11 protein-coding genes and 1 pseudogene are annotated in these 12,817 nt (G+C 38.0%); 8 read left to right on the forward strand and 4 right to left on the reverse strand.

All coding sequences use genetic code 11. From position 1 onward, the window contains the following. Positions 1 to 29: 29 nt before the first annotated feature. A pseudogene (locus SPD89_RS17210) lies at positions 30 to 365 on the reverse strand (TSUP family transporter); the annotation flags it as partial. A 136-nt stretch (positions 366 to 501) separates the two neighbouring features. Here SPD89_RS17210 and SPD89_RS17215 point away from each other — a divergent pair. The 6 genes from SPD89_RS17215 (at position 502) to SPD89_RS17240 (ending at position 8,426) form a co-directional block, all read left to right on the forward strand. Continuing rightward, on the forward strand, positions 502 to 1,209 hold the full coding sequence (locus SPD89_RS17215; RefSeq protein ID WP_336263180.1) for a FadR/GntR family transcriptional regulator: 708 nt from the start codon (positions 502 to 504) through the stop codon (positions 1,207 to 1,209). A 23-nt stretch (positions 1,210 to 1,232) separates the two neighbouring features. After that, positions 1,233 to 2,549: an FAD-binding oxidoreductase gene (locus tag SPD89_RS17220; RefSeq protein WP_336263181.1), complete on the forward strand. Its 1,317-nt coding sequence runs from the start codon at positions 1,233 to 1,235 to the stop codon at positions 2,547 to 2,549. A 1-nt stretch (position 2,550) separates the two neighbouring features. After that, positions 2,551 to 3,924, forward strand: coding sequence for a (Fe-S)-binding protein (locus tag SPD89_RS17225; protein WP_336263182.1), 1,374 nt, complete (start codon positions 2,551 to 2,553; stop codon positions 3,922 to 3,924). 68 nt (positions 3,925 to 3,992) lie between these two features. After that, positions 3,993 to 5,399: an FAD-linked oxidase C-terminal domain-containing protein gene (locus SPD89_RS17230; protein ID WP_336263190.1), complete on the forward strand. Its 1,407-nt coding sequence runs from the start codon at positions 3,993 to 3,995 to the stop codon at positions 5,397 to 5,399. A gap of 452 nt (positions 5,400 to 5,851) precedes the next feature. Continuing rightward, complete coding sequence (locus SPD89_RS17235; RefSeq protein ID WP_336263183.1) at positions 5,852 to 7,615, forward strand: L-lactate permease; 1,764 nt, start codon at positions 5,852 to 5,854, stop codon at positions 7,613 to 7,615. A 496-nt stretch (positions 7,616 to 8,111) separates the two neighbouring features. Beyond that, positions 8,112 to 8,426 carry a hypothetical protein gene (locus tag SPD89_RS17240; RefSeq protein WP_336263184.1) on the forward strand — a complete coding sequence of 105 codons (315 nt, stop codon included), beginning with the start codon at positions 8,112 to 8,114 and terminating at the stop codon, positions 8,424 to 8,426. 133 nt (positions 8,427 to 8,559) lie between these two features. Here the strand turns inward: SPD89_RS17240 and SPD89_RS17245 are convergent, their stop codons facing one another. Together SPD89_RS17245 and SPD89_RS17250 are read right to left on the reverse strand one after the other, a co-directional pair. Then, positions 8,560 to 9,696: a conserved virulence factor C family protein gene (locus SPD89_RS17245; protein WP_336263185.1), complete on the reverse strand. Its 1,137-nt coding sequence runs from the start codon at positions 9,694 to 9,696 to the stop codon at positions 8,560 to 8,562. 73 nt (positions 9,697 to 9,769) lie between these two features. Further along, on the reverse strand, positions 9,770 to 10,078 hold the full coding sequence (locus tag SPD89_RS17250) for a winged helix-turn-helix transcriptional regulator (protein WP_336263186.1): 309 nt from the start codon (positions 10,076 to 10,078) through the stop codon (positions 9,770 to 9,772). A 238-nt stretch (positions 10,079 to 10,316) separates the two neighbouring features. Between SPD89_RS17250 and SPD89_RS17255 the strand changes: the two genes are divergently transcribed. Beyond that, positions 10,317 to 11,165 (forward strand): VOC family protein, encoded by an 849-nt coding sequence (locus tag SPD89_RS17255; RefSeq protein WP_336263187.1) that lies wholly within the window; start codon positions 10,317 to 10,319, stop codon positions 11,163 to 11,165. Positions 11,166 to 11,249: 84 nt separating this feature from the next. Beyond that, positions 11,250 to 11,816, forward strand: coding sequence for an NADPH-dependent FMN reductase (locus tag SPD89_RS17260; RefSeq protein ID WP_336263188.1), 567 nt, complete (start codon positions 11,250 to 11,252; stop codon positions 11,814 to 11,816). A gap of 197 nt (positions 11,817 to 12,013) precedes the next feature. On the opposite strand, the gene SPD89_RS17265 is transcribed toward SPD89_RS17260, so the two are convergent. After that, on the reverse strand, positions 12,014 to 12,598 hold the full coding sequence (locus SPD89_RS17265) for a beta-class carbonic anhydrase (RefSeq protein ID WP_336263189.1): 585 nt from the start codon (positions 12,596 to 12,598) through the stop codon (positions 12,014 to 12,016). Between the last annotated feature and the right edge of the window lie 219 nt (positions 12,599 to 12,817).

The following is a 12,817-nucleotide window of genomic DNA, read 5'->3' on the forward strand; positions in this document are numbered from 1 at the left end:
AAATTACCCTTTATCTCATCGTTCCCGAACTATAATATATCCACCCAAATTTTTATTGCTGTTGCAGCTATGAGAACTGCTAAAATAATTTGCAAAATTTTTGTATTAACCTTTTTACCAGCAGAAGCTCCGAGTGGTGCGGCTATTAAACTCGCAATAATCATAATTACAGCAGGAAAATAATCTACTTGCCCCGTTGTAACTTTTCCAATCGTTGCACCAATTGAGGAAATAAAGGTTATAGCAAGCGAAGATGCGATCGTCATCCGGGTCGGAATTTTAAGGACAACAAGCATTATCGGTACGAGCAAAAACGCTCCAGCTGCCCCAACAATCCCTGCCCCAAGTCCAACGATAAATGCAAGCCTCCCACAAGTACTTGACACAATTTTTTGAAAATTAACAATTGACTTTATTATTGTACTATGATTTAATATAAATCAACTTATCAGATATCTGATAACAGATAACCTGATCGAAGAGAAAAGGGGGCTATGTAAAATGCTCCAAGCTGAAAGAATTTCTGGTAAAAAAGTATCTGATATTGTCGTTGAACAAATCGAAGAATGGATTCGTTCAGATAAGGTTCAACCAGGGGAAAAATTACCTTCCGTTAGAGAATTAAGTGAGATGTTTGATGTCGGGCGTTCGGCTGTTCGCGACGCGTTGACAACACTCAAAGGAAAAGGAATTGTCAATGTAAAACAAGGCGAAGGGACTTTCGTTTGTCATTTTGATATGGCTCAACTTCTCCCGGATTTATTACTCGTTCGAAAAAGTGATATGAAGAAACTTTATCAAGTTAGAAGAATACTTGAAGTCGGTATTGCTGAAATGGCCGCGATCAATGCGACGGAAAAGCAACTTCAATTAATGAAGGAGAAATTAGACGAGTTATCTAGCGCAAAAACTTTAAAAGGTTGGGAAGCGGATTATCGTTTTCATCAAGCCATTGCGGAGGCAAGTGGGAATGAGATTTTAGTAGACGTTATGGAAACCGTTTCAACAACAACAAAAAAAGGGATTATAGCCTCTCATCGGATTATTTTATCAGATGAGAAACTTTCGTCTGATATTGCGGAACAGCATATTGCGATCTATGACGCAATAAAAGCAAGAGATCCTGTCAAAGCTCGCGAAACAATGTTTAGCCACCTTACTTATGTTGAAAAACTATTAAATAATCATTTAAATGAAGTAGAAAACTAGCAATGATTAGGGGGTAAGGCAACATGATTTCCTCAAATTTAGAAGAAATATTGCCAAAGGAACAAATTAAAAACAATAACGAACAAGAGCATCCTTTAGGTAATGGCGGGATTCAACTGATTGAAGTCCTTTCTGAAGAGGATATTTCCAAAGTACTGACTTATGCTCATAAACATGACAAGACAGTTAATGTGATAGCTGGTGGGACAAAACGGGGTTACGGCGGCTCTGCTGAGCAAGCGGATATTCTATTATCACTTGCTAACTACAAAGGAATTGTAGAACATTCTGTAGGCGATTTAACGTTAACTGTTAAACCTGGTACAACATTAAAAGAAATTTCTGATGAATTAGAAAAACACGGACAGCGGGTTGCGCTTGATACCCCTTGGCCAGAACTTACAACGATAGGCGGAATCATTGCGGCGAATGACAGTGGATCGAAAAGACTTCTCTATGGATCGGCAAGGGATTTGGTTATCGGAACGAGAATTGTATACGCCGATGGTAGAGTCATTCGTACAGGTGGAAAAGTTGTGAAAAACGTTGCGGGTTACGATATGAATAAGCTTTTCATCGGTTCGATGGGAACGCTTGGTGTCATTAGTGAAATTACAGTCAAGCTTCGCCCTTTACCAAAATATGAAGGATTATCTCTCCTTCATTTTCCTGAAGGGACAGAGCAGCAAATTTGCAATTTTGCAGTTCATATCCTTGATTCAATGATGGAACCTGTTTCTCTCGAACTTTTGACGCCTTCACTTGCTGAACATGTAACAGGCAAAAAACAATTTACGCTTGCGATTGCATTTGAAGATCGAGAAAAGGCGGTCTTGAAACAAGAAAATTGGATCAAACAAAATCTACCTTCTCGTGTTGAACATACGATATTAAATGAAGAAAAAGCAAGAAAATGGTGGCGAGATTTCTGCCATATCGGGCCAAATGGACATAACGATGAAGAGAATGAAGCCAATACACAGGCTGCATTAAAGGTCGGAAGTAATAATCTAGACGTCGTGAATATTCTTAAATTAGCTGAAAAGCTAGCTGATGAATGTAGGGTTAGTGTAGAAGCTCACGGTGGCGTTGGACACGGAATTTCAAAAGTATATCTTAAAGGTTTTCCAGAAGGTATTGTTTCATATACGAGAACATTGCGGGCAAAAGTTGAAGAAAATCGTGGTTACGTTGTAGGTACACACTTGCCGTTTGCGATGAGAGAAACGATTGACGCATGGGGGGAAAGACCGGGTTACTTCGTTTTATTAGAAGGAATAAAATTGGCGAACGATCCTAAGAGAATCCTGAACCGCCAACGTTTTGTAGGGGGTATATAAAATGAGTGTTGACGAGAAAAAACAATCCATTCCATTGAAGCAAGATATTGCTTGCAATACGACAAGTCTAGGAAACTATTTCTGGGAAGATCCACCCGATGAAAATAAATGGGCGGATTGCGTTCACTGCGGCTTATGTTTAGAAGCGTGTCCAACCTATCAAGAAACAGGGGAAGAGCAGCAATCACCAAGAGGCCGTGTTTATTTAATAAAAGCGGTGGCGGATGGAAAGATCGATGTCAACGAAGCCTTCGCTGACCCTGTCTTTACTTGTCTTGATTGTCGTGCTTGTGAAACAGCATGCCCAGCAAGTGTCCAAGTTGGCGGTTTAATTGAGGAAGTACGCGGACAAATTCGTCAAGCGATGCCATTAACTGGGATTTCCGGAGCATTTAGCAAAAGTATTTTGAAAGGCTTTTTCCCACATCCGAATCGAATGAGCAAACTTGGTGGCTTAATGAGAATTTATCAAAAGAGCGGCATCCAAAGCGTCGCTAGAAAAGCAGGATTATTCAATATTTTGCCAAGTCATCTGAAAGATATGGAATCCATTCTTCCAAAGGTCGGAAAACCAGTTCTGGGCAGATACCCTGAAATTGTTCCTGCTGAAGGTAAAGCGAAAGGCCGTATCGCTATGCTTACAGGCTGTGTGATGGACGTCATGTTCAGTGATATTAACGAAGCGACAATCCGGGTACTTACTCACAACGGATTTGATGTTGCCCTTCCAAAACAACAAACTTGCTGTGGTGCCCTTCATGTTCATGCAGGCGATCGAGAAACAGGAAAATCACTTGCAAAACAAAATATTGAAGCTTTCAAAGATTATGATAAAGTGCTCGTAAATGCTGCAGGCTGTGGATGTGCGCTTGCAGAGTATCATGAGCTATTTCGCAACGATCCGGAGATGCTGCCTTTAGCGGAAGAATTTTCAGCGAAGATTGAAGACGTATCGAAGTTCTTATATGACAATGATTTTAAACGACCACAAACAGAAGTGAAAACAAGAATTACGTATCACGACGCATGCCACTTAGCTCACGGGCAAGGCGTTCGCTTTGAACCGCGTCAACTATTGAAAGAAATTCCTGGCGTAGAAATGGTTGAGTTGCCGGATGCAGACAGATGCTGCGGGAGTGCGGGAATTTATAACCTTACACACCCTGAGATGGCAGGAACGCTTCTTGATCGAAAAATTGACGATATTCCTGATAACGTGGAAATGATTTCAATGGGGAACCCCGGCTGTATGCTTCAAATCGCAATGGGCGTTCAAAAACACGGCAGAAGTGAAAAAGTCGTACACACGATTCAACTGCTTGATTGGGCATATGAAAAAGAGAAAAAAGAAGCAAACAATCTAGTGGAGTCGTAAGGGAGGTGCAATGATTGTTTAGTAAAAAACATAGAAAACAAAAACCCGATCGCATTGTACGTCAATTGATGGAAATTGTTGGAGAAAAAGAAGTTCTTTATTTAAGTGAAGATTTAATCGCTTATGAGTGTGACGGGTATACGATGACGAAAGGGACACCAAAAGCTGTCGTTTTCGTAAATGATGCAGAACAAGTATCCCAAATCGTTAAATACTTAAACAAAGAACAGATTCCTTACATTGCACGCGGAGCAGGAACTGGATTGAGCGGTGGTGCGACACCGCTTGGTGGCGAAGTCATTATTAGCCTCGTTCGAATGAAAAAATTGCTTCATCTTGACTTGGAAAATCGAAAAGCAGTCGTAGAACCTGGTTATGTGAATTTAAAATTAACACAATCCATTTCAGATAAAGGCTATTATTATGCCCCTGATCCATCGAGTCAATATGCGTGCACAATTGGTGGAAATGTTGCTGAGAATGCGGGTGGCGCACATTGCCTAAAATATGGCGTGACAACAAATCATATTTTAGGACTTGAAGTCGTTCTTCCAAATGGTGAAATTATTCAATTGGGTGAAGAAGGAATTCCTGACAGACCTGGTTATGATTTGCTCGGCCTTTTGACTGGATCTGAAGGAACGCTTGGCATTGTAACAAAAATTACTGTCAAAGTATTAAAAAATCCTGAGGGTAAGAAAACTGTACTCGCTTATTATAATGCCATCAATGACGCGAGTCAGGCAGTTTCTGAAATTATTTCTGCTGGCATCATTCCTGCTGCGCTTGAAATGATGGATTCCACTGCAATTGAAGGGGTTGAATGCGCTGCATTTCCAGTCGGTCATCCACGAGATATTGCCGCTTTCCTACTTATTGAAGTCGATGGAATCGCTGCGGGAATTGATGATCAAATCGAAGAAATCCTTACCGTTTGCAAAAATAATAATGTCCGTGAAGTGAAAGTTGCGAAGGATGAAGCGGAACGTGGGCTGTGGTGGGCAAACCGAAAAACTGGTTTCGGTGCAATGGGCGCCATTTCTCCTGATTATCTCGTTCAAGATGGGGTGATTCCTCGCTCCCGATTACCGGAAGTTCTTGCGAAAATCAGTGAAGTAAGCAAAAAATACGGGCTTCGCATCGCTAATATTTTTCATGCAGGTGATGGAAATCTTCATCCACTTGTATTGTATGATGCAAGAGTTCCTGGGGAGAGTGAACGTGCGTCACAAGCGGGTTCCGAATGCTTAAAAGTTTGTGCAGATGCTGGAGGTTCCATTACAGGTGAACATGGGGTTGGAATCGAAAAGTCAGCCGAAATGCGTTTTATCTTTACAGATGAAGAAATTGAATCACAAACAAATCTTCGTGCGGTATTCAATCCAGAAGATTTATTGAATCCTGGAAAATTATTCCCTCAACCAGGTCGTTGTGCTGAGATTAAGCAAGAGTTGAAAAAAGCAGAAGCACAATAATATGGGGATGGATCATCCTTTGGTTCTCCCTTAATTTAAGGCTTTGTTAATGAACAATGTTGATTACTGGATGCTAGCGGGTCGATTTTGCCTGGAGAGAACCTTTTTTGCGTATGCAAGGCTACTACTTGATTCTGCCTCTTCGCCGCCTTGCACCGAGGAAGCCTTCTCCAGAGCATAAGCTAGTAAGACGCAGGTGCAAAATTTATGACACCCGCTTCTCGGAAGGTAAATCGTACCCGCAGGAATATCAACAATATTGTTTAACAGAGCCTATTTTTTAAAGGTAGAAAAATAATCAAGTTTTGCAAAAAAATGTTTTTTTCTTCCCTTTTTCTTTAAGTAATATGTTAATAACAATATTAAAATTATGACCTTGTTTCTTAACAGACAAGGGTAAAATATTGTTATTTAATATAATAAAATAATTATTTTTAAAAGGGGGATTTTACATGGGTACTGGTACATTAGCAATTCTGGCTTTTCTTCCGATTATTGTTGTTGGTATCTTCTTAGTCGGATTGAAATGGCCGGCAAGTAAAGCGATGCCACTGTCTTACATTGTTGCCGTTGTAATAGCACTGTTTGTCTGGAAGGTTTCGTTTGCGCAAGTAGCTGCTGCATCTGTTCATGGGCTTATTACTGCAATAACACTTTTATTTATTATTTTGGGTTCAATCTTACTTTTGAACACGCTTCAAGAGAGCGGGGGACTTCACACAATTCGTCGAGGGTTTACAGATATTACACCTGACCGACGTATTCAAGCAATTATTATTGCATGGCTTTTTGGCTCATTTATTGAAGGGGCCTCTGGATTTGGTACACCTGCAGCTGTTGCCGTTCCACTCTTAGTTGGACTTGGTTTTCCAGCAATGGCAGCTGTTATTTGCGGAATGGTTATCCAAAGTACACCAGTAACATTCGGGGCTGTAGGAACTCCTGTCGTCACTGGAGTTGGCAGTGGTATTGAATCACATCCTGCGATTTCTGATGTGGGAGCATTCCTTTTTGATGTTACTGGGAAAGCAGCACTTCTCCATATGATTGGTGGACTCTTAATTCCCTTATTTATGGTAGCATTGTTAACTCGTTTTTTTGGAAAAAACAAATCATTTAGCGAAGGTTTAAAAGTCTGGAAATTTGCATTATTTGCTTCTCTTGCAATGACAATTCCATATATCATTGTTGCAAATACACTTGGACCAGAATTTCCATCATTGGTAGGTGCGCTTATTGGATTAGCGATTGTTATTCCGGCTGCTAGAAAAGGCTTTCTTATGCCGAAAGAGGATGAAATTTGGGACTTTGAACCAAAAGATCGCTGGGATCCGACATGGACAGGCCGTGTTGAAATTAAAAATAACGATCTTTACGCAGGGAAAATTAGCATGATGCGTGCATGGGCACCTTATGTTTTAATCGCATTGCTTTTACTTCTTACAAGACTTACAGTTGTTGGAGATTGGCTAAAAGCAGCTAAAATTTCGATTCCAAATATTTTTGGCACTGAAATCACATCAAACTGGGAAATACTTTTCTCGCCTGGGTTTATCTTTATCGTCGTTTCTGTTATTACGTATTTCATGCATGGAATGAAAGGATCAGACTATGCTCGGGCATGGAAAGATTCTGGAAAAACAATGATTGCTGCTTCAACAGCATTAGTTTTTACTGTACCAATGGTACAAGTATTCATCAATTCTGGCGGTGGCACAGCAGGTTATGAACAAATGCCGATTGCACTTGCTGATGGTGTTGCAGCTCTAGCTGGTTCAGTTTACCCGATTTTTGCTCCATTCATTGGTGGGCTAGGTGCTTTCGTTGCAGGTAGTAACACAGTAAGTAATATGATGTTCTCCTATTTCCAATATGGAGTGGGTGAACGAATCGGCGCCGATCCGAGTTGGATGGTTGCGATTCAAGCAGTCGGCGGGGCTGCCGGTAACATGATCTGTGTGCATAATGTTGTCGCTGCATCCGCTGTCGTTGGTCTTATGGGGAAAGAAGGACATGTAATCCGTAAAACACTTCTCCCGTTCGTTTATTACTCGCTATTGCTAGGTTCTGTTGGTTATTCAATCATTTGGACAGCTGACAAAGGAATTTTCAATATCGGTTCAATTATCGCAGTGGTCATTTGGGCAATTGCTATTTACCTCATTGCAACGAATAATAAGCGTTATAATGCAATTAATCGTGGAATTGCTTCTTGATTTTACTAAGATTTACGAAACATATGGAACTCCCTTAAAAATTAAGGGAGTTCCATATGTTTATATGAATATTTGCTGTGGTATATACAGAAAATAAGATGGAATAATTATATCTAAAAAAGAAGTGCAGAAAAATTATGAAAAAGAGAAGTATGTTAATGTCAACGGCATTGGCTCTATAAGTTATCTTAGTAGGGTGTGGAAATGGGAATAATGGCAATAATGATAATCAAGACTGTTGAAGCTGAAACAAAATAATATTGAATACTGATGTTAAATTTGATTCATATGAAGATTACTATCTTTATCGTGTAAGTAAGACTAATTCTACAAAACAATATCGTTTCCCATTTAAATCGCATATTTCAATGATTATGAATTTTGACATCCATAATGAATATCCTAATGGTCAGATATGTAAGCATCCGCTGTTTGAAGATTCTAAACAACCTGCCTTATATGAAAACTTCATAAAGTAATAGATGTTTATCAATCCTTGGTTAATAGGAATGAAACAAATGAGAAGACTTGCCAAGATGAAATAAGAGAAGCAGAACATTTCTTTACAAAAATGCAGGAATTAGAGATATTCGATATTTCTTCCATAGGAGAAATGCATGTTATTTCATATTTTATGAATGAAAACAAAGAAATTATAAGAGGATATAGCTGCCGTTGGAGATTGAAAAGAGTTTTGGAAACTGTGGCACCTGAAATTACTGAATGTAATCGCATTGCATTTCTTCTTCCGGCATTAAAGAAACATAGAAAAAATATTCAATATTTCTTGGAACTCCACTTGACATGTTAGAATCTACTTCTCCTTCTTGGAGATCCACACTTATTGAAAATCGAATCAACATCTTTGAAATCCACTCGACATGTTAAAAATCAATTCAGAATCCTTTCTAATCAACTTTCCTTCTGTCAAACCCAGTATTATATTATTTCTCTTTCGTAGCTTGTGACATTTGATACCAAATAGAGCCTTCCGCTTCTTTTCCTTGTTCAATCCGAGCTAAAGCCATTTTCGCCTGCATACGCACTTCAAATTCCGGGTCTTCTAACGCCGCTTGAAGTGCGGGAATCGCTGTTTCATCACCAACTTCATATAAAAACATAGCAGCTCGCCAGCGAACGATGCGACTTTTATCTGATAAAGAGTTAATCATTTCAGGAATTGCCTCTTTAAATCCTAAATCTGATAAGCAATCCCCTGCTGTCCGTCGTACGTTCACTGATTTATCTTTTAATGCCTTGTATAAGTAAGGTAGTGTTTCAGGTTCTTCTATCATTCCTAAATAAGCAGTAGCTAGCCTGCGTACAGAGGAATGTTCATCATCCAGCGCTTTATTTAATACCGGAAAATCTGCTTCGGTTGGGTCCATTCTGTCCAACGCAGCATAACGCTCTCTCCAGTTAGGCTGATCTAACATGTCGAGCGTAACGTTCTGTGTTGTATGTTCTTCAACCGGTGATTCATTTTTTAAAGCAGCAGCCAATAACTGATTTAGTCGCTCGGAATCATACGTTGCAGATAATTCTTCAACGACATTACTACCAATTTCCTCTATATTTCCATATCTGGCACTTTGTTCGACCCATTTTCGTTCCATTAAATAATTATTAGAAGCAGTCGCCGCTTCCATTGCTACGTTCATGAAGCGCTCAGGTAGGGCGAAGCGTTGTTCATTCTCCCCTTCTTGCAATTTTACCTGTGTTGGGAGATTACGAAACATTTGAATAAATACTTTTACTTCTCCAAAAGCATCCTCTTTGTCGGAATTACCTACAGCTTTTGAAAATAAATCTGTCGTTTCTTCTTCTGCCCCTAGCACTTTTCTTACTTCGGGTAAAATCTCTTCCCACGATACTCGAGGATTTCGTTCCAAAGCAATGAAGTCGATCACGCGATACAACCCTTTTACCCCATTAATAGCGAATAATTTTTTTATATAATCAGGTGCATTTTCTAGATCTGTACTTTTGTAATTTTCAGTCTGACCATCAGGAAGTGTTTTATTTACATTAATTTTCATTGAATATGGACTCGGTGTTGGTTCCATCGATACAATTTTCAATTTCACAACTCTCCTTTAAAAAAGATGTACAAAGATATTCGCTTTTCCTACTTTATCCTTTAAAAAAATCTCATTATTCTTCTACCCAAGTTTCTGACCATTTTTCTATTTCTTTCATAAGTGATTGTAGGGATAAGCCTTTTTCTGTCAATGAGTATTCAATTCGAACAGGAGTTTCTGGATATACTTCACGTTTTACTATTCCCTCTTGCTCCAAATCCTTTAATCTTTCTGAAAGGACTCTTCCACTTACCCCTACTGTAGTTTCAATATGACAAAAACGCTGTGGGCCTTTTAACAGCTGATAAATAATCATCCCAGTCCATCTTTGCCCCAATAAACTCATCGCTTTTTCAAATTTCGGACAAATCGTTTTATCCAATTCTATCAGCTCCTTATTACTATTATATACATATTTTTTCATGATTTCATTATATTTTACACTTAATTTACTTGACTAAACTAAATTATAGTTATACACTTGCTTACATAAAGTAACTAACTAATTAATTATTTAGTATGGATGAATAAACTATTTATGAATGTATTTTCTTCCACAAGAAATTACATACAGTTTTAATCATAAACTGAAAATTTTAATTTACACAAGGGGGAAGTTAATGAATTTTCATCGTAAGCCAATTACATTCGTTGATCATGTAAATATTAAGGTACAAAATTTAGAACGTTCATTAATGTTTTATCAAAACGTAATTGGCTTTAAAATCTTCGATCAAACGGAAAATCAAGCAAATTTAACTACGGATGGAAAGACAGTATTACTAACGATTCAGCAACCTAAAGATGTAATTCCAAAAAAGCAAAGAACAACTGGATTATATCATTTTGCACTTCTTCTACCTCAACGAGTTGATCTAGCAAACATCGTACGTCATTTTGCAAAAATTGGAGTACAATTTGGTTCTTCCGATCATCTAGTAAGTGAAGCTCTTTATTTAGCTGACCCGGATGGAAATGAAATCGAAATTTATATTGATCGTGATCCATCCGAATGGAATTGGAAAAATGGTGAAGTAGCAATGACGGTTGATCCAATCAACTTTGAAGAACTTCTATCTGTTGGAAATCAAGAAGGCTGGAATGGCTTACCAAAGGATACGTTTATGGGACATATTCATTTACATGTATCCGAACTAAAAAAGACAGAAGAATTTTATACTGAGGGACTTGAATTAGAGGTAGTAAATCGATTTGGATCACAAGCACTTTTCATTTCCGATGGTAAATACCATCATCATATCGGTTTTAATACATGGAATGGTGTAGGTGCACCTGCCCCTTCTTCTAATAGTGTTGGTTTGAGCTCATTTACACTTAAACTTTCTAATGAGGAAAAGAGAAATAAAATTATTGCTCAATTAAATAATATTGGAGCATTTGTTCACGAAGAAAACGGTTCTTACATGACTCTAGATCCGTCTGGGAACCGCATTATTTTGAAAGTATAAGTATTTATTTTATTTAGAACAAGTGAAATTTCGATGAGTTTTTTAAACACAATATTCAAGAGTTAAATCAAGGAGGAAATAATCATGGCAGAAAAAATAAACATAGGTATCATTTTAGGAAGTACTCGAGAAGGACGCGTTAGTCCACAAGTTGGAGAATGGATAAAAGAAATTGCTGATAAACGCAACGATGCAAACTATGAAATTGTAGATATTTCCGATTATAATTTACCATTTTTGGGAACGACAGATGGTACAGAACCAGGGATTGCTACATGGAATGAAAAACTTGCAAGCCTTGATGGATTTGTATTTATCGTTCAAGAATATAACCATAGTATTTCAGGGGCATTAAAAAATGCTATCGACTTCGCACGCGAAGCTTGGTTTGATAAAGCAGCCGGAATTGTAAGCTATGGTTCAACTGGTGGTGCCCGGGCTGCGGAACATTTACGAGGAATAATAGGAGAATTAAAAGTAGCTGATGTTCGCACACATCCAACATTATCTTTATTTGTTGATTTTGAAAACTTCACTAAATTTAAACCACAAGAATTACATCTAGAAAATGTAAACACAATGCTCGATGAGGTTCTTGAGTGGAGTGGTGCTTTAAAAACAGTTAGACTAAAAAAAGAAGTTACTGCTTAAATAAATTTATGACTATTTAGAAAAGCACTCGTTTATTGATGTGCACCCTCAAAGTTAGACCAAAAGTATAACCTTGGGGGTGTTTTTATTTTTCTAATTGTTTTTTCTTGGATTAAGTATAAAAGTTATCTTTAATTTTGCTTTCATCATAAGATTTCAACTTTAAATCAATTTTATCATTTTAGTATTTTTCCTACTCATTCAGTTGCTTGTCCAATTTGATTAGCTTTAGGAACAGCGATTAAATGACCTGATTTTACATCGTAAATATAGCCATGGATTGGTATACTTTTAGGAACTAAAGGATGGTTACGAATCCGTTCAACATCATCAACAACACTTTGCTCCAGATCGTTAATCGTCAAAAACTCCACGAATTCTCCCGCTCTTGAGCCCGGCCCTTTTCCTACGTCTTTCCATTGACCATCTACCAATTCCGCTGTTTCCAAACTATTTGTCAATAAATCACGAATTACTTCATTAGAAAATGTCTCCATACCACAATTAGTATGATGAATTACAAACCATTCTTTTGTTCCCAACAACTTATATGAAATAATGAGTGAACGAATAGCGTCATCACTTGCTCGACCTCCTGCATTCCGAATCACGTGTGCATCACCTTCTGTAAGTCCAGAGAATTTTGCAGGATCAAGACGTGCATCCATACATGTTAATATCGAAAAACGACGCTTTGGAGGCATCGCCAAATTCTCTTTATCTCCAAAGTTTTTAACGTATTCTTCATTCGCTTCTAATACTTCGTTTAAAATTTTGCTCAAGTTTCAACACTCCCTTAATTAATTTAACTAAAACCTATATAATTACTTGGATTTTATCATGAGATTAATATACTGTCAATTCGATTTTAAACAGTTAAGTAGGTTTTAGTGTGAAAACAAAATCAGTGAAACACTTCTATGTACAATATTTCTAAGGGCACACCAAATAAGCCACAAAAAATGCACTTTTTTTTGGTGGTTATCTGATGATTGTAATCA

Source organism: Pseudogracilibacillus sp. SO30301A, from assembly GCF_037072025.1.
Classification (GTDB): domain Bacteria; phylum Bacillota; class Bacilli; order Bacillales; family Amphibacillaceae; genus Pseudogracilibacillus.